The organism is Thalassospira sp. HF15 (assembly GCF_011806525.1).
Taxonomy (GTDB): domain Bacteria; phylum Pseudomonadota; class Alphaproteobacteria; order Rhodospirillales; family Thalassospiraceae; genus Thalassospira.
This window is the reverse complement of record NZ_JAAVKI010000002.1, coordinates 471,865-488,088: the sequence shown is the minus strand read 5'-3', so window position 1 is coordinate 488,088 and position 16,224 is coordinate 471,865. Positions and strand designations below refer to the sequence as shown.

At 55.1% G+C, this 16,224-nt stretch carries 17 protein-coding genes; 9 read left to right on the top strand and 8 right to left on the bottom strand.

The genetic code is table 11. From position 1 onward, the window contains the following. The first annotated feature begins 51 nt into the window (after positions 1-51). Positions 52-1,110: a 16S rRNA (cytidine(1402)-2'-O)-methyltransferase gene (gene rsmI / locus HED22_RS05835; RefSeq protein WP_167720085.1), complete on the top strand. Its 1,059-nt coding sequence runs from the start codon at positions 52-54 to the stop codon at positions 1,108-1,110. A gap of 2 nt (positions 1,111-1,112) precedes the next feature. Continuing rightward, positions 1,113-1,496 carry a YraN family protein gene (locus HED22_RS05830; RefSeq protein WP_167720083.1) on the top strand — a complete coding sequence of 128 codons (384 nt, stop codon included), beginning with the start codon at positions 1,113-1,115 and terminating at the stop codon, positions 1,494-1,496. A 22-nt stretch (positions 1,497-1,518) separates the two neighbouring features. Here the strand turns inward: HED22_RS05830 and HED22_RS05825 are convergent, their stop codons facing one another. Then, complete coding sequence (locus HED22_RS05825; RefSeq protein WP_167720081.1) at positions 1,519-1,926, bottom strand: DUF2000 family protein; 408 nt, start codon at positions 1,924-1,926, stop codon at positions 1,519-1,521. 32 nt (positions 1,927-1,958) lie between these two features. Between HED22_RS05825 and HED22_RS05820 the strand changes: the two genes are divergently transcribed. From HED22_RS05820 to HED22_RS05810, 3 genes are all read left to right on the top strand, one after another. After that, entirely contained in the window at positions 1,959-2,822 is an 864-nt protein-coding gene (locus HED22_RS05820) for an AraC family transcriptional regulator (protein ID WP_167720079.1), read from the top strand. Between the two features lie 147 nt (positions 2,823-2,969). After that, positions 2,970-3,602, top strand: a complete 633-nt coding sequence (locus tag HED22_RS05815) for a BON domain-containing protein (RefSeq protein WP_254869798.1) — start codon at positions 2,970-2,972, stop codon at positions 3,600-3,602. 93 nt (positions 3,603-3,695) lie between these two features. Then, a complete protein-coding gene (locus HED22_RS05810) occupies positions 3,696-4,658 on the top strand; it encodes a transglutaminase-like domain-containing protein (RefSeq protein ID WP_167720077.1) in 963 nt (320 codons plus the stop codon). 203 nt (positions 4,659-4,861) lie between these two features. On the opposite strand, the gene HED22_RS05805 is transcribed toward HED22_RS05810, so the two are convergent. Further along, complete coding sequence (locus tag HED22_RS05805) at positions 4,862-5,200, bottom strand: hypothetical protein (protein WP_167720075.1); 339 nt, start codon at positions 5,198-5,200, stop codon at positions 4,862-4,864. A gap of 123 nt (positions 5,201-5,323) precedes the next feature. On the opposite strand from HED22_RS05805, the gene HED22_RS05800 reads away from it, so the two are divergent. The 4 genes from HED22_RS05800 (at position 5,324) to HED22_RS05785 (ending at position 10,717) form a co-directional block, all read left to right on the top strand. Continuing rightward, the gene (locus HED22_RS05800; protein ID WP_167720073.1) at positions 5,324-6,313 is read left to right on the top strand and encodes an adenosine kinase; all 990 of its coding nucleotides are present in this window, start codon (positions 5,324-5,326) and stop codon (positions 6,311-6,313) included. Positions 6,314-6,751: 438 nt separating this feature from the next. Next, entirely contained in the window at positions 6,752-8,563 is a 1,812-nt protein-coding gene (typA, locus tag HED22_RS05795; RefSeq protein WP_167720071.1) for a translational GTPase TypA, read from the top strand. Positions 8,564-8,722: 159 nt separating this feature from the next. Further along, entirely contained in the window at positions 8,723-9,061 is a 339-nt protein-coding gene (locus HED22_RS05790; protein WP_167720069.1) for a hypothetical protein, read from the top strand. A 90-nt stretch (positions 9,062-9,151) separates the two neighbouring features. After that, entirely contained in the window at positions 9,152-10,717 is a 1,566-nt protein-coding gene (locus HED22_RS05785; RefSeq protein ID WP_167720058.1) for an MFS transporter, read from the top strand. A 111-nt stretch (positions 10,718-10,828) separates the two neighbouring features. On the opposite strand, the gene ptsN is transcribed toward HED22_RS05785, so the two are convergent. The 6 genes from ptsN to lptC form a co-directional block, all read right to left on the bottom strand. Further along, entirely contained in the window at positions 10,829-11,293 is a 465-nt protein-coding gene (ptsN, locus tag HED22_RS05780; protein WP_044829846.1) for a PTS IIA-like nitrogen regulatory protein PtsN, read from the bottom strand. A 38-nt stretch (positions 11,294-11,331) separates the two neighbouring features. Next, positions 11,332-11,925, bottom strand: coding sequence for a ribosome-associated translation inhibitor RaiA (raiA, locus tag HED22_RS05775; RefSeq protein WP_167720056.1), 594 nt, complete (start codon positions 11,923-11,925; stop codon positions 11,332-11,334). A 162-nt stretch (positions 11,926-12,087) separates the two neighbouring features. Continuing rightward, positions 12,088-13,677, bottom strand: a complete 1,590-nt coding sequence (gene rpoN / locus HED22_RS05770; RefSeq protein ID WP_167720053.1) for an RNA polymerase factor sigma-54 — start codon at positions 13,675-13,677, stop codon at positions 12,088-12,090. A 64-nt stretch (positions 13,678-13,741) separates the two neighbouring features. Beyond that, positions 13,742-14,575 (bottom strand): LPS export ABC transporter ATP-binding protein, encoded by an 834-nt coding sequence (lptB, locus tag HED22_RS05765; RefSeq protein ID WP_167720051.1) that lies wholly within the window; start codon positions 14,573-14,575, stop codon positions 13,742-13,744. A gap of 14 nt (positions 14,576-14,589) precedes the next feature. Next, a complete protein-coding gene (locus HED22_RS05760) occupies positions 14,590-15,468 on the bottom strand; it encodes an LptA/OstA family protein (protein WP_167720049.1) in 879 nt (292 codons plus the stop codon). Positions 15,469-15,478: 10 nt separating this feature from the next. Beyond that, on the bottom strand, positions 15,479-16,222 hold the full coding sequence (gene lptC, locus HED22_RS05755; RefSeq protein WP_167720047.1) for an LPS export ABC transporter periplasmic protein LptC: 744 nt from the start codon (positions 16,220-16,222) through the stop codon (positions 15,479-15,481). Positions 16,223-16,224: the final 2 nt, after the last annotated feature.

The following is a 16,224-nucleotide window of genomic DNA, read 5'->3' as shown; positions in this document are numbered from 1 at the left end:
TACTCGTGGTCGCATTACATGCGCTCAGCCCGAGAGAGAGGACAACCACAGATGCCGTCCGGCGCGCGATCCGGCCCCAAGCCGGCAAAAGATCCGAAAACCGATCCTGATCTGACAACGCGTCACAAGGCAGCGCCTCTTTCTGCATCCGGTTCTTTGACGGATGACGTTTCGGACAACCCACTCTCACCTCCAGATAAGTCGTTTCGACCGCAGGGTAATGCGGGCGAGGATGCAAGTAAACATGATGAAAGCCATTTGCCGCTTTCAGCTGGTCTTTATCTTGTCGCTACTCCAATCGGAAATTTGGGCGATATTACGTTCAGAGCACTTGAAATCCTCAAACGTGCTGATGTGATCCTGTGCGAAGACACCCGAACATCGGGCAAATTGCTGTCGCGCTATGGCGTGAAAACCAAGCGAATCGCCTATCACGAACATAACGCCGCAAAAATGCGCCCTGAAATCATGGACCGCCTTGGCAAGGGCCAGGGACTGGCGCTGATTTCCGATGCCGGAACACCGCTGATCAATGATCCGGGCTACAAGCTTGTACGTGATTGCAAGCAAGAAGGATTTAACGTCACTGCCGCCCCGGGTGCGGCATCACCGATTGTGGCTTTGGTCCTGTCGGGTCTGCCGAGTGATCACTTCTTTTATGCAGGCTTCCTGCCACCCAAAACCATGGCGCGCAAAAAGGAACTCACACGTTTTGCGCCGATTCCGGGCAGCCTGATCTTTCTTGAAAGCCCCAAAAGGCTGGCCGCAAGCTTGGCCGATATGGCCGAAATGCTGGGCGGCACGCGCGAAGCGGCCGTAACCCGCGAACTGACCAAGATGTTTGAGGAAGTTCGCAACGGCACGCTTGATGAACTGGCCGCCCATTATAATGAGGCCGGCGCGCCCAAAGGCGAGATCGTGGTGATCGTCGGTCCCGCCGATGCCAGCAAGAACGAACCAAGTGCCGAGGATATCGATCAGCGCTTAAGCGAGTTGATCAAAACCCACCGCACCAAGGAGGCTGCTGATATTTTGGCCCGCGAAACCGGCCTTAAAAAGCGCGATCTCTATAATCGCGCCCTTGAGCTCGCCAAGTCGGACGCGGATTGACCATGGCCCGATCCCGCCCGTTGCCTGATGACACATCAAGCCGCAAGCGGGCGGAAAAGGCCGGACGCCGGGCAGAAACACTCTGCACCTTTTGGCTGCGCCTGAAGGGCTACCGCATTCTGGCAACCCGTCACAAAACCCCGGTCGGTGAAATCGACATCATCGCCAGGCGCGGAAATGTCATGGTCGCTGTTGAGGTCAAAAACCGTACCGACCGTGAAACCGCCCTGCATGCCATTACCCCCAAACAGCAAAATCGCATCGCCCGTGCACTTGAAGCCTATGCAGGCAAGATCGGCCACGCAGGTGATTTGCGCCTTGATCTGATGATTGTCCGAAATTTGGGACGGATCGAGCATCTGAAGAATGCCTGGCAGGTTTCCTGACAGGCATCCCCGCCATTTGACCTCAAGGATGCATCTTCGCACCCTTGGTAATCTTGTCCACACTGCGTTTGTCAGCATGAATGCCAAGGCCAACGAAGCTTGCCGTTTCCGGGTCTGCGTTGGCAAAAACATCGCGATTGGCTGCATCATGGCCGGTAGCGAACATTTCTTCGATATAGGCCGATACCCTGACCCCGCGATTTAGGGCCCGCTTATGAATTTTCGCGATGGTGTCACCATCGGCAGCCAGGACGATGGCGGGCTGTCGCGACAACGGGTTATAGATATTTTGATTGGCGTCGATATAGGGTTCGCCAATGATATCAGGCGTCTGGGCGACAATCCCGCTCATCAGGAACGCTGTCACATTCAGGGATTGCCAAGTTTCAAGGTCATTGCGCAAAATGAGGGCGACTTTGGTATCAAACATTAACTTCCTCCAATCGGTCGGATGATCCGGTGATGCAAGAAGCAATAGAACAGGCAGATGATCGTGGTATTGAACGTTTGTGCAAAAAGCGCGAACGCTTTATCGCGGCACCGAACGCCCCCGGGATCGAGCGGATCGAAGCCCTGTTCTATGGAAATATGTTCACCCCGCACCGCCACGATACCTATGCGCTGGGCATCACCCTGCAAGGCATTCAGACCTTCAACTATCGTGGGGAATTTCGCGCCAGCAATCCGGGCAATATCATCATCCTGCATCCCGACGAACTGCATGACGGCGGGGCCGGAACCGAGGACGGATTGCAATATCGCATGCTGTATCTTGAACCGGCATTGCTGCGATCCGGCCTTGATCACGAATCTGATCCCCTGCCGTTCGTAGGCGAACCGGTTATTCAGGACCCGGTTTTGTGGTCGATCATGGCGTCTGCTTTGGGCGAACTTGAAAGCGACATGGATCCGCTTTTGCGCGATCAGTTTGTCAGCGACATCGCCCAGCGCCTGTCCCTGCACGCCAAGGCACCGCTCAAACGCCCGCGCTTTACGGCCAGTCAAAGCATGGATCAGGTACGCGCATTTCTGGAAGATAACTACGACCGCCCGGTGCAGTCCGATGAGCTTGAACGCGTTGCCGATATGGACCGTTTTCGCCTGACCCGGCATTTCCGCACACGGTTCGGGACAACCCCCTATCGCTATTTGATGATGCGCCGCCTGCAAAAGGCGCGCGCACTGATGGAGCTCGGCCAACCGCTGGCCGGGATTGCAGCAGAAACCGGTTTTGCCGATCAAAGCCATTTTAACCGTCATTTCCGCCAGACCTATGGCGTGTCACCCGGGCGCTGGGCGGAATTGTTTGCTGACAACACCTTTTGATCGTAGGCCTGATATATCCAGCCATCGCGTGAATTTGCAGAAAAATGCATTTTTGCTGATAAAGCAGTTCGGATTTTAAAACTCTTTAACCCCCACGCGCCATGATGGCTCTTGTGAGACTGGGGGAACTGGACGAGACATCCGTAAATGTCACCAAAAAGAATGGTCGACCGACTGCATGGCGTAGCCAAAGCACTTCTGCTGACAGGCATATGCATTTTACCACTTTCGGGATGCACACCTGCATCCGTTGTGGTCGGGGCAGGCGCAACTGCCGGTGTCGCTGCCTTTCAGGAACGCGGCTTTGACGGGGCGGTCAACGACACGGCGATTACCGCCCAGATTTGGCAGAAGTTTCTGGCACAGGACGAAAAACTGTTTCTCGATATCGAGATTGAAGTGGTTGAAGGTGAAGTTCTTTTGGCAGGCCAGGTTCCCACCGTCAGTGATCAGCTTGAAGCGGTACGCCTAAGCTGGCAGGTTGACGGGGTCAAAAGTGTTCATAACGAGATTGAAATCGGCGAGAGCATGACGCTCGTGGATAATGCGAGCGATCTGTTGATCACCACCAAGATCAAGACCGCCCTGATGTTTGATGGCGATGTTTTCGCGATCAATTACAGCATCGAGACTGTGAACGGGACTGTCCATCTGATGGGCATTGCCCAGGATGAACTTGAACGCAATCGTGTCATTTCGCACGCCCGCGACACCAGCTATGTCAAACGGGTTGTCAGTCACATTCGACTGAAAAACGATGCCATTCGACAAGGAACATGAGCCATCAGCAGCGTAAGCCACATAACTGCACCGACCGATGCGGATCGCCAATGGCTTGTCGATTATGGCAAGGGCAAGAAGCCTGACGCCAGTGTGGCCGAGGCAGCCTTGCATTTTGCCCGTCTGAACCAGTCAAACGGCACCCACAAGCGCGACATCGCGCCGTTCCTTGCCATCCTTGATGATCTGGCTGATCAGGTCCGTGCCGAGTTGGCCGGGCTGACCTTGCAGCCCGATCTGGCAGTGGACGGCGACCATCAGTCGCTTCCCGTTGATGACAAGGAAGCCGAACCGACCATTGATCAGGTTGTCCGTGCCCTGCAAACCGTGATCGCCGAACGCAACGGCTTTCAGGGAGATGCAGAAAACTATGACGATTTGGCCAATGCCGATTTGATGCAGGTGATTGAGCGCAAGCGCGGCCTGCCGGTTGCGCTGGGTATGCTTTATATCCATGCCGCGCGCCGGTGCGGCATTGCGGTCACCGGCATTGATTTTCCCGGTCATTTCCTGCTGCGCGTGCAGGCCAATGGCAAACGCAAGATGATCGATCCGTTCCATGGCGCGATCAGCCTCGGTCCCGCTGAATTGCGTGAACTTTTAAAGTCTTTCAGTGGTCTGGATGCCGAATTGGCACCGCAACACTACAGGCCATCTTCTGACATCGATATTTTGTTACGACTTCAAAACAACATAAAGGTACGGGCGCTTCGCGCCGGTGAATTGGAGCTCGCGACCCGTGTCGTCGAACACAGTTTGCTGATCGCGCCAGAGCATGAAGGTCTCTGGCATCAGCTGGGCGCGCTCTATGCCCGCCTGGATCAGGACCATATGGCGCTTGGTGCCTTTGAACAGTTCGTCAAACGCTGCGAAGACCCGCTTCATCGCGCCCGGATAGAGGCCGTGATCGAAGAATTACGCGATCGGCTTCGTCAGGATGGTGTTAACAAGGACCCGATCGCGAGGACCGAAAGCAGCGTATCGGGCTCGGCTGCCAAGGACGACACAGGATCAACCGATAACAACGATCCGATCCCGCTTTTCCCCGACCAATAACCCCCGCGTTCCATCAGAAATCCTTTAATTCGCACCGGAATTCATCGGTTTGGCGTCCAAAATCGCGTGGCCCGTCTAGCGGATAGCTTTGGCGTCTAAATGCCACTATTTGCAATATAGAGTTAAATGAATAACTCTATTATTTAATTTATAGCTTGATGTAATTATTCTTATTTCACGACAAACTGGTCTGTCTGATATCATCACCCATACCAAAAGGGTGAAATCAACGCCTCAAAGTCATGTAAATTTGCTTGTTTTGGCAATTTCGGCCTAATTTTGGTGCCATCGCGCGGCTGTACCTGCAAAAAGACTAAATAAAGCCCGAACCGTTGATTTCCGGGGGTTTGCGTTAAACCGTCTGTAAGGGCGCGAGTTCGAAATCGAATTTCTCGACCTTTGGTTTTGATTTCGGACCGCTCCAAGATCGAAATTTGCCGATCTGCATCCGAAAAAACATCTTTTGTAGTTTTTCTGGATGTTAATGACAGGTTAAACGACCGGGGACGAAACAGTTGCAGGACTTGCACCGAAAAATGCATTCCCTATACTCCGCAGCAGTCCAAAACAAAGGCGCCTGAACATGGCCTTGCGTCATCTCACCCGCCTTGCGGCTTACCGGGTTTGTCACGGTGCCGTTCAAACCAAAAGCAGGAAGACACTACATGAACGACACCAAATTCGACGTCGTTGGGATCGGCAATGCGATTGTTGATGTCCTTGCCCATTGCAAGGAAGAAGACCTCGAGCGCCTGGAGCTTGTCAAAAACGCCATGACCCTGATTGATGCGCCCACGGCACACAATCTGTACGACCAAATGGGTCCGGGCCTTGAAATGTCGGGTGGCTCAGCTGGCAACACCATGGCAGGCATCGCAGCCCTTGGCGGCAAGGGTGCCTATATCGGCAAGGTCCGTGATGATCAGCTCGGTCAGGTTTTCCGCCACGATATCCGCGCGATCGGTGTCTCGTTCAATTCTGCGGCGGCAACAGACGGTGCTCCGACCGCGCGCTGCCTGATCTTTGTTACCCCGGATGGTCACCGCACCATGAACACCTTCCTTGGTGCCTGCACCGAGCTGGGTCCGGATGACATTGACGAAGATCTGATCAAATCCGCCAAAGTCACATATATGGAAGGCTATCTCTGGGACCGTCCGGAAGCCAAGGATGCCTTCGTCAAGGCCGCCAAGATCGCCCATGACGCTGGTCGTCAGGTGTCGATCAGCCTGTCTGATTCCTTCTGCGTTGACCGCCACCGTGAGTCCTTCCGCGAGCTGGTCGATGACCATATCGACGTGCTGTTTGCCAACGAGGACGAAATCAAGTCGCTGTATGAGGTTGAAACCTTTGAAGAAGCGCTGGCAGAGGTCCGCAAGCATTGCCGTGTCGCTGCACTTACCCGCAGTGAAAAAGGTGCTGTCATCGTAAGCCAGGACGAGCTTTACGAAATCAGTGCCGAGCCGGTCGCCAAAGTCGTTGATACCACCGGTGCTGGCGATCTGTTCGCATCTGGCTTCCTGTATGGCTACACGCAGGGTCACACCCTTGAGATTTGTGGTCAGCTGGGCGCAATTTGCGCCGCCGAGGTCATTTCGCACATGGGTGCACGCCCGGATGCGGATCTGAAAGAACTGATCACAAAAGCGATCTGATCACTTCCTTATATAAAAAGTGATCACGCTCAGAAGATTTCACGGGACGGCAACAAATCGTTGCCGTCCCGTTTTTTCTTGCGCAAAGGCCGGATTCGCATGGCGCTGCAGCGCAACACAACCATTGACTTTGTCCAGAGTTTGGCGCAAACAGCCCGCATTGCAGAATAATCAACCCGACATGGCGCTTACAACGCTGGCCTTTCGCCTTCACATTGGCTATGACAGGGCGGCCTTCGGGCATATCTGCAGATAAACGATCCGGGCCAGTAAACATTCAGCACATACGTTGATGTGGGTTTCCCGCCGGTGCTACCGGTGCACGGCAACCAATGCGGGTGTTGCTGAATATCTACTGGCCTTGAAACACTTACTTACTGACCGATGCGCATGGGCATGCCCCGGCGCGCGGCATTTTTATTTCTGGAGTCCGCGCCCATGAGCTTGCGCAATATCGCCATCATCGCCCACGTTGACCACGGCAAAACCACGCTGGTCGATTCCATGTTCCGTCAGTCCGGTGTCTATCGTGACAACCAGCGTGTTGACGAACGCGCCATGGACAGCAACGACCTGGAACGTGAACGTGGCATTACCATCGTCGCGAAACCGACGGCCGTTCAGTGGGGCGACACCCGTGTGAACATCGTTGATACCCCGGGCCACGCCGATTTCGGCGGTGAGGTCGAGCGTATCCTGTCCATGGTTGAAGGCGTTGTCCTGCTGGTTGACTCGGCCGAAGGCCCGATGCCGCAGACCAAGTTCGTTCTTGGCAAGGCACTGAAACTCGGCCTGAAGCCGATTGTTGTCATCAACAAGATCGACCGCCCGGACCAGCGCGCCGAGGAAGTTCTCGACGAGATCTTCGATCTTTTCGTATCGCTCGAAGCATCCGAAGAACAGCTCGACTTCCCGGTTCTGTATGCATCCGGTCGTGATGGCTGGGCAGCAGAAAGCCCGGAAGGCCCGAAAGACAACCTGACCCCGCTGATGGAACTGGTTCTGAGCCACGTTCCGGCACCGGACGTTGATGAAAGCGCCCCGTTCGCCATGCTGGCGACCATGCTGCACGCCGATAACTTCCTTGGCCGTATTCTGACCGGTCGCGTCTATCAGGGCCGTGCGAAACTCAACATGCCGGTTAAGGTTCTGCGCGGTGATGGCACGGTTGAAACCGGCCGCTTGTCCAAACTGATGGGCTTCCGCGGTCTGGAACGTGTCCCGCAGGACGAAGCTGTTGCTGGTGACATCATCGCGATTGCCGGTTTGACCGAAGCAACCGTGGCCGACACCATCTGCTCGACCGAAGTTAATACCGCGATCGAAAGCCAGCCGATTGATCCGCCGACCCTGGCGATGACCTTCTCGGTCAACAACTCGCCGTTGGCCGGTCAGGAAGGTGACAAGGTTACCTCGCGCATGATCCGCGCCCGTCTGGAGCGCGAAGCCGAAGGCAACATCGCCATCAAGATCGGTGAAACCGCCGACAAGGATGCGTTCGAAGTGGCCGGTCGTGGCGAATTGCAGCTGGGTGTTCTGGTTGAAACCATGCGCCGCGAAGGTTTTGAGCTGTCGATCTCGCGTCCGCGCGTTCTGTTCCAGGAAATCGACGGCGTTCTGTCCGAGCCGTTCGAAGAAGTCCAGGTTGACGTGGACGAGGAATATTCCGGCGTCGTGGTCGAGAAAATGAGCCTGCGCAAGGCCGAAATGACCGACATGCGTTCTTCTGGTGGCGGCAAGACCCGTATCATCTTCATCGCACCCTCGCGTGGCCTGATCGGTTATCACGGTGAATTCCTGACCGATACCCGCGGTACCGGCGTGATGAACCGCGTGTTCCACTCCTATGGTCCGGTCAAGGGCTCCATCGCGGGCCGCCGTAACGGTGCGCTGATCTCCAACGATCAGGGTGAAGCGGTTGCCTATGCACTGTTTAACCTTGAAGACCGCGGCATCATGTTCGTTGAACATGGCGAGCGAGTCTATCAGGGCATGATCGTTGGCGAACATAACCGCGACAACGATCTTGAGATCAACGTGCTTAAGGGCAAGAAACTGACCAACGTCCGTGCATCAGGCAAGGATGAGGCTGTTACCCTGACCCCGCCGCGCCGCATGTCGCTTGAAGAAGCCCTGTCCTACATTCAGGACGACGAACTGGTCGAAGTCACCCCGAAAAGCGTGCGTATCCGTAAACTGCACCTTGATCCGAACGTTCGTAAGCGCGAAAGCCGCAAGAAAGAAGGCTAAGCCTTTCTCTTGCCACGCAAAATTCAAAAAGGCCGGTCCACATGGATCGGTCTTTTTTATTTGGCTTTTACTCAACTAAAAGTTCATCACGAGTTTTGTATTTTCAAAATGTCATGCTCTAATTATCAGGGTCACTCTTGGAGCATAAGCGAGGCAACGATGGTAGATGAAGTTTTTGCAATCAAGGCAGCGTTCGATAGCGTCCGCTCAATCCTCGCCATCATCAAAGAAACAAAAGATGTATTGCCTGACGCCTCCAAGAAAGAGGCGCTTGATCTGACAATTGAACAATCAAAGTCTCAACTTTTGATAGCAGAATCTCAAATTGCTCAAAGTTTAGGTTACCCGCTATGTCGCTGCCAATTCCCACCTACGCCAATGCTTAAAGTTGGTTACAGAACACCTTATGGTACTAGAGAACCTAAGGACGTGCACGAATGCCCAAAGTGTAAACAGACCGACGCAGGCAATAATACATTCTCCAGAATGGTTGATTGAAATAGGGTTATTTGACGCTCTTTCGCTTTCAGTTTCCTTAACCTGTTTGCCCTAGCTTCATGCCAGCATGCTTCAAGTTGGGGGAAATCGATGCGCAGCGCAGAAAAACGAAGCTGGGGCGAGGCCTTCGGCGCCTTTATCCATCCACGTGTCATTACGATGCTGTTTTTGGGTCTGTCGGCAGGTATTCCCATCCTTCTGATTTTCTCGACCCTGTCGATCTGGCTGCGCGAAGCGGGTGTCGATCGGTCGACTGTCACCTATTTCAGCTGGGCCGCCCTTGGTTATTCCTTCAAGTTCGTCTGGGCTCCGCTGATTGACCGGCTTCCCTTCCCGGTCTTGCACAAAATTATGGGCCGCAGGCGATCTTGGCTGATCATATCCCAGATCGCGATTATCGCCGCCATCTTGTGGATGGGACTGACTGATCCGGCGCAAAACCTGACCATGATGGCCTTTGCCGCTGTCGCCCTTGGCTTTGCATCCGCCACACAGGACATCGTCATTGATGCCTATCGCATTGAGGCGGCCGAGGCCGACCTGCAGGCAATGATGAGTTCGGCCTATATCGGTGGTTATCGCATCGGCATGATCATTGCTGGCGCCGGGGCGCTGACCATCGCCGGTCTGTTTGAAGCCGAAGGCGTTTATCAGCATTATGCCTGGACGGTAGCCTATGGCTGCATGGCACTTACCATGTGTATCGGCGTCATCACCACCCTGCTGGTCAGCGAACCTGATATCCAACGCCTCGAAAGCAAGTTTTTCCACAAAACATCAGACTATGCCCGCTTTCTCACGATGTTTGCCGTCACGGTCATCGCCTTTGTCGCAGCGATCTATTACGCGGGAAACATCACTGATCCACTGCGTACCTCACTGACTGAAGGCGGCATGATCAAGGAGCTCGCCGGGTTTATCGCCGGCACGCTTAAGCTCGGTATTGCCATTGCCTTTGCCATTCTGGTTGCCTGGTTGACAACGCGCGTCGGTCTGACACCGACCGGAATGGTGCAGGAAGCTTACATCTCGCCGGTGAAGGATTTCGTTGATCGCTATGGCAAGGCCGCCATCGTTGTTCTGGTGCTGATTGGCGTGTATCGCATTGCCGACATCGTCATGGGTGTCATGGCCAATGTGTTCTATACCGACCTTGGCTTTTCCAAGGAAGAAATCGCCGCCGTCTCCAAGACATTCGGTCTGTTCATGACCATTGGCGGCAGCTTCCTGGGCGGGGTGCTGTCGGTCCGCTATGGCGTTTTGAAAATCCTGTTTCTCGGCGCATTTCTTGCCGCCATTTCCAACGTTCTGTTTGCCATACTTGCCCAGATCGGGGCGGATACGACCATGTTTATCGTGGTTGTGATGGGCGACAACCTGTGCGGTGGTCTCGCCACGGCGGCCTTCATTGCCTACCTTTCCGGGCTGACGAACATATCCTTTACCGCCATGCAATATGCGATCTTCAGTTCGATCATGACCCTGTTCCCCAAAATCCTTGCCGGGTTCTCGGGCACGGCGGTCGATATGGTCGGTTATAGCTGGTTCTTTATCGGTACCGCCGTGATCGGTATTCCGGTCCTTTATCTTGTTGTTCTTGCCGGTCGACTGACTGACGTCAAGGAAGCCGAGGACGCCAAAGCTGCCGAGGCCTGAGCAACCGCCACGCCATACAAGACCCCAAAACAAAACCGGACGCCTGATATGGCGTCCGGTTTTTTAAATCTTGTATCGGTTACGGGGGTTACCCGCCACTCACTGACCGTTTCACGCGGCCTGTTCGGCCTCGTCCTGGGTCAGCAGTGCATAAATCGCATCGGCCGAACCGGCTCCGCGCAGCTTGTCACACATGCCCTGATTGCGCAGCAGACGGGAAATCCGTGCCAGTGCTTTCAGATGATCGGCACCGGCTTCTTCGGGTGCAATCAGCATGCAGAACAGATCGACCGGGTGTTCATCCACGGCATCGAACTCGATCGGATTGCCTGCACGGGCAAAGACCATATACAGGCGATCAAGATCATTGAGCTTGCCATGCGGAATCGCAACACCACCACCAACGCCGGTGCTGCCGAGCTTTTCACGGTCAAGCAGGACAGAGAAAATCTCGCTTGCAGGACGACCGGTAACTTCGGCAGCCTTTTCGGCAAGTTCCTCAAGCACAGCCTTCTTCGCGCCGGAACGCAGTGCCGGGATAACTCCGGACGGAGTAAGAATCGATGATATGTCCATTTTTCGCGTTGCGTTGTTTGGCTCGGAATCTGTGTCAGTCACGCGCCGCTCGCTTCACTATCGTTTGGGTCCAACCATCCGATATTGCCGTCCGAACGACGGTAGACAACATTCAGTCCGCCATGTTTGCCATTCCGGAACATCAGTGCCGGAATGTCCCCCAAGTCGAGCCGCATGACAGCTTCCCCAACGGAAAGCGTATCGATGCGATCGGGTGTCTCGGCAACAATCACCGGTTCAAAACCGTCGTGATTGTCATCCGTTTGATCTTCATCTTCCTGTTCGATCACATAATGGATCGCTTCCAGGCGAGCCTCCTCATAATGGTCTCGGGTTGCGTGATGATCACGCAGGCGCCGTTTATAACGCCGCAACTGTTTGGCTACTCTGTCACAGGCCGAATCAAACGCGGGATAAACCTCGTTCGCGGATGCCTTTGCCTGAACCATCATGCCTTTGCCGACATGGACCGATATCTGCGCGTGATAGAGATGTGCCTGTTTGGTGACGGTCACCGTGGCTTCGATCGCGTGATCGAAATACTTCTCTACTGCAGGGTCCAAGGTCTCGACGACGTGCTGACGAAATGCTTCGCCGACGTCAAGTTGCTTACCGATAACCGTAATTTGCATGGATCGCCTATCCCCGGTTGAGTGACTTACCAGTCCATGTGGAAGTTTGGTGCCCCTCTCTCAGGTGGGCGCACCATATGCCCTCGTCATTACCAAGTCAAGATATGGGTATGTTCCCTTGAATTACAGCACCTTAAGGTACTTTTTTTCGATAAATTCGTGCTAGGATGCACGTGATTTTTTCTCGCGCCGACGCTGCACTGACGAAGGAATGCGCATCGCTTCACGGTATTTTGCCACTGTTCGGCGCGCGATGTCGATCCCTTCCTTGCCCAGAAGTTCAACCAGTTTGTCATCCGACAAAATCTTCTTGGGATCTTCGTTATCGATCAATGACTTGATCCGATGGCGCACCGCCTCTGACGAATAGGCATCACCACCGTCCGAAGATGAAATTGCCGTGGTGAAGAAGTATTTCAGCTCGAACATGCCGCGCGGGGTCGACATGAATTTGCCGTTTGTCACGCGCGAAACCGTACTTTCATGCATGCCGATCGCCTCAGCAATGTCACGCAGGATCAGCGGGCGCAGATGCCCGACCCCGTGGGTAAAGAAGCCATCCTGCTGGCGCACGATCTCGCTGGCCACCTTCATGATGGTGGTCGCGCGCTGATGCAGGGCCTTGACCAGCCAGTTGGCACTTTGCAGCTTTTCGCTCATGAACCCGCGCTCTTCGCGGTCGCGCAGTCCCGATCCGATCTGTGCAACATAGTCTTCATTGACCAGAACCCTTGGCAGGGCCTCGGAATTAAGTTCCAGATGCCAGTTACCATTGCCGGCAGCCCGCATCAGGACATCGGGGATCACAGGGGTCGCGACCTCGCCATCGGCGGTCTTGCCCGGGCGCGGATCAAGGGTTTTGATCTCGGCGATCATGTCATGAAGGTCATCCGAATCGACCCCGCAAACACGGCGCAATCGATCAAAGTCGCGTTTGGCCAACAATTCCAGATTGGCCAGAAGGGCGGCCATCGCCGGGTCATACCGGTTCAGTTCGCGCAATTGAAGCTCGAGACATTCCGACAGATCACGGGCAAAGATGCCGACCGGATCAAAGCCCTGCATGACTTTCAGAACCCGCTCGACATCGGTGATGTCGCATTCAAGGTCTTCGGAAACCTCGACAAGCTCGCCGCTGATATAGCCGTTCTCATCAAGCATATCGATCAGATAGCTACCAATCATGCGCGACATGGCATCGGCAAAGGCGATGTTGAGTTGATCATCAAGCGACTGGCGCAGTGTGGCTTCATCGGCCAGTGTCTGTTCAAGTCCCGGAAGGTCATCACCCCCCGCAGCCGAGCCACCACCCGTGCCGCCAGCGCCACCTGCACCGCCGCTATAGGGGGCGGAATAATCATGACTGCCCGAAACCGGTTCACCATTGCGGGTAATCTCACCCTCGCCGCCATACAGCGCATCGCTTGATACATCCAGCGGGCCGTCGTCACTGCCCATGGTTTCACTGGCCGTCAGACGGTCGGTGCCAAACTGGTCATCGCGATCGGTAAAATTGTCATTGGATCGGCTATCAAGCCCTTCATCGCCATTGCCCACCGCGCCGTCGCCGGCCTCGGCATAGGTTTGGCCGGGGTCAGCCCGCTCCAGCAGCGGGTTTTCCATCAGTTCACTGTCGATGAAATTGGAAAGCTCAATATTATTGAATTGCAGCAGTTTGATTGCCTGCTGCAGCTGGGGAGTCATGACAAGTGACTGGGACTGGCGTAGATCCAGACGCGCCTTCAGGGCCATTTATCCACTACCCCGTGTCAATCCGAACTCCCCCCAAGACTTCATTGACGGTCCGGCGGCATTATCAAAGGCTGAAACGATCGCCCAGATAAACCCTGCGTACATCGTCGTTTCGAACGATTTCCTCAGGACCACCTTCCATCAAAACCCGACCATCATGCAAGATATATGCCCGGTCAATAATGTCGAGAGTCTCGCGCACATTGTGGTCAGTAATCAAGACCCCAATGCCACGATCTTTCAGATGACGTACAAGATCACGAATATCGCCCACTGCAATCGGGTCAATCCCGGCAAGTGGTTCATCAAGCAAAACAAAGTTCGGATGAGCCGCAAGGGCGCGCGCAATCTCGCAACGGCGGCGTTCCCCGCCCGAAAGCGCCAGGGCCGGTGTGCGGCGCAAATGTTCGATGGCAAATTCCGCCAGAAGGTCTTCAAGCGATTGTTCACGTTTGATGCGGTCATCCTCGACCACTTCAAGAACCGCCATGATATTCTGTTCAACCGTCATGCCCCGGAAGATCGAGGCTTCCTGCGGCAAATAGCCGATTCCCATGCGGGCGCGCTGATACATCGGCATCATCGTGATATCGCGCCCATCAAGGGAAATGGTGCCACGGTCTGCGGCAATCAGGCCGGTAATGATATAGAAACTGGTGGTCTTGCCTGCACCGTTCGGGCCCAGAAGGCCAACCGCCTCACCGCGCTGCACCGACACGGAGACATCTTTCAGCACCGGGCGCTTCTTGAAGCTTTTGCCCAGATTGTGTGCCACAAGACCCTTGTTGGTGCTAATCAGGCGCGGGCCGGCTGCCCCGCCGTCAGATGGCTGTGCGCTGCCAGATACAGCTTGCGCCTTTGCGTTGTCGGTTTTTACGCTTTTGCGCGACCAGAACAAATGACCGACCTTTCTCAGTTACCGTCCCCGGCATTGGCCGGGCTGTTGTTTTCGTCTTTTTGCGGAACCAGAAGGCCCCGAACACGGGTTTTGCCATCGCCACTACCGTCAGCCGTCAGACGACTGATCCCGGTATTAAGGTCGACAACGGCACGATCCCCGTTCAACTGGTTCTCTCCGCGGGTGATCTTAACCGATCCGATCAGGGTGGCGATACCTGTTTTCGCATCATAAACACCCTGATCACCCACAACAAACTCTGTTGCAGTACGAATATTGACATTGCCCTGGCCGTCAATACGGCGCAATTCGTTCGCGCCTGCCTGACCGGCCTCAAAGCGCGCGGTCAAAACATCGCCGCGCAATGTGCGATCCTCGGACACTGCAACCGCATCCCCGCGTGCCACTGCAACCCGCTGGGTTTCCCAGTATTCAAGGCTGTCACGTGCGGTCAGGGTTTCGGTTGGCGTGGTGTATTTCAGGTTATCACCAGTCAGTACCACCACAGCCTCGTCAATGTCATAGACCGCGCGATCCCCCACCGCGACATCGGTATCGGATGACAATTTGACATTGCCGGTCGCGATGATTCGGTAAATCTCGCTATTGCCGTCGCGATCACGATACAGCGCCTGCAGCTCGTCGGCATCAACGCGCGATGTGCCGCGCTTGGCCACCGCATTGCCACGCGCGATCAGAACCTGTTCATTGCGGCGCCATTCGATGCCGTTATCAGACTCGACCTCAAGCCCGCCCGTGCCATTTTGCGCCAGCCCGAGCGGGTTGGCCGCAACGTCATGTGCCGTGGCGGACAAGCCGATCACGGCAGCCCCCAGCATAAGGGTTGTCAGCAGCGTTCCAGTCTTGCGGGCGAGATGCGGCATCGCAATCATGACTTCCCTCTCATTGCTCCGTTGAATTCAGTGCACTGTCGAAAATCACCAGACGGGATTTCCCCAAAAAGCGGATCACCGCCCCCTTGTCTTCAAGCTCAAACCCGGAATCGGACGCAATCGTGCCAAACGGCCCCTGCCCGGCCACCGGTACCTCTCCGCTGGCACTGCCGGAATTCATGGCAATTTCAGCTTCCTCGGTATGAATTTCAAAGCCGTTATCGTGGTACATGTTCACCGTCCCGACGAGATCAAGCATCCCGTCAGTTTCGGTATAGAACCCCTCATTCGCCGTCATCGCAATCCACGATCCGTCATTCAGCGTAATGTCGGCCTGCGGACCGGCCAGATAAATATGATCAGGCCGGGTTTCGGTTGCACCGGTTTCAACCGCTTCGCTCGCCGTCACCGTAAAGGGTTGACGATTGCCATCGACGCCAAAGAAGCGCGGATTGTTCATCGCGACATTTTCCATCAGATCCTCGGGCGAGGTCGAAAAGCCCAGCCGAAAGCCGCTATCCTGAACCTGTTCGATCTGTGGCCACAGGACCACCAGCGCCATGATCGTCATCGCGATCAGCGGCAGGACGAATTTCAGCATGTTGACGATGACACGGCGGAACGGATTGATCCGCACATTACGCCGTGCCGAGGGCGTGCGATCCCGCGAAAAGCCGCGCGCATGACGTTTCTCACGCGCTTCGACCTTGCTTTCGTCGCTATTTTCGACCTTTGGCGTGCCCTCGTTGCTCATGC

Excerpts from the sequence above, each read along its gene's own strand:
- rsmI (WP_167720085.1), top strand. The coding sequence starts at position 52 with ATGCCGTCCGGCGCGCGATCCGGCCCCAAGCCGGCAAAAGATCCGAAA.
- HED22_RS05830 (WP_167720083.1), top strand. The coding sequence starts at position 1,113 with ATGGCCCGATCCCGCCCGTTGCCTGATGACACATCAAGCCGCAAGCGG.
- HED22_RS05825 (WP_167720081.1), bottom strand. The coding sequence starts at position 1,926 with ATGTTTGATACCAAAGTCGCCCTCATTTTGCGCAATGACCTTGAAACT.
- HED22_RS05820 (WP_167720079.1), top strand. The coding sequence starts at position 1,959 with ATGCAAGAAGCAATAGAACAGGCAGATGATCGTGGTATTGAACGTTTG.
- HED22_RS05815 (WP_254869798.1), top strand. The coding sequence starts at position 2,970 with ATGTCACCAAAAAGAATGGTCGACCGACTGCATGGCGTAGCCAAAGCA.
- HED22_RS05805 (WP_167720075.1), bottom strand. The coding sequence starts at position 5,200 with ATGCATTTTTCGGTGCAAGTCCTGCAACTGTTTCGTCCCCGGTCGTTT.
- HED22_RS05800 (WP_167720073.1), top strand. The coding sequence starts at position 5,324 with ATGAACGACACCAAATTCGACGTCGTTGGGATCGGCAATGCGATTGTT.
- typA (WP_167720071.1), top strand. The coding sequence starts at position 6,752 with ATGAGCTTGCGCAATATCGCCATCATCGCCCACGTTGACCACGGCAAA.
- HED22_RS05790 (WP_167720069.1), top strand. The coding sequence starts at position 8,723 with ATGGTAGATGAAGTTTTTGCAATCAAGGCAGCGTTCGATAGCGTCCGC.
- HED22_RS05785 (WP_167720058.1), top strand. The coding sequence starts at position 9,152 with ATGCGCAGCGCAGAAAAACGAAGCTGGGGCGAGGCCTTCGGCGCCTTT.
- ptsN (WP_044829846.1), bottom strand. The coding sequence starts at position 11,293 with ATGGACATATCATCGATTCTTACTCCGTCCGGAGTTATCCCGGCACTG.
- raiA (WP_167720056.1), bottom strand. The coding sequence starts at position 11,925 with ATGCAAATTACGGTTATCGGTAAGCAACTTGACGTCGGCGAAGCATTT.
- rpoN (WP_167720053.1), bottom strand. The coding sequence starts at position 13,677 with ATGGCCCTGAAGGCGCGTCTGGATCTACGCCAGTCCCAGTCACTTGTC.
- HED22_RS05760 (WP_167720049.1), bottom strand. The coding sequence starts at position 15,468 with ATGATTGCGATGCCGCATCTCGCCCGCAAGACTGGAACGCTGCTGACA.
- lptC (WP_167720047.1), bottom strand. The coding sequence starts at position 16,222 with ATGAGCAACGAGGGCACGCCAAAGGTCGAAAATAGCGACGAAAGCAAG.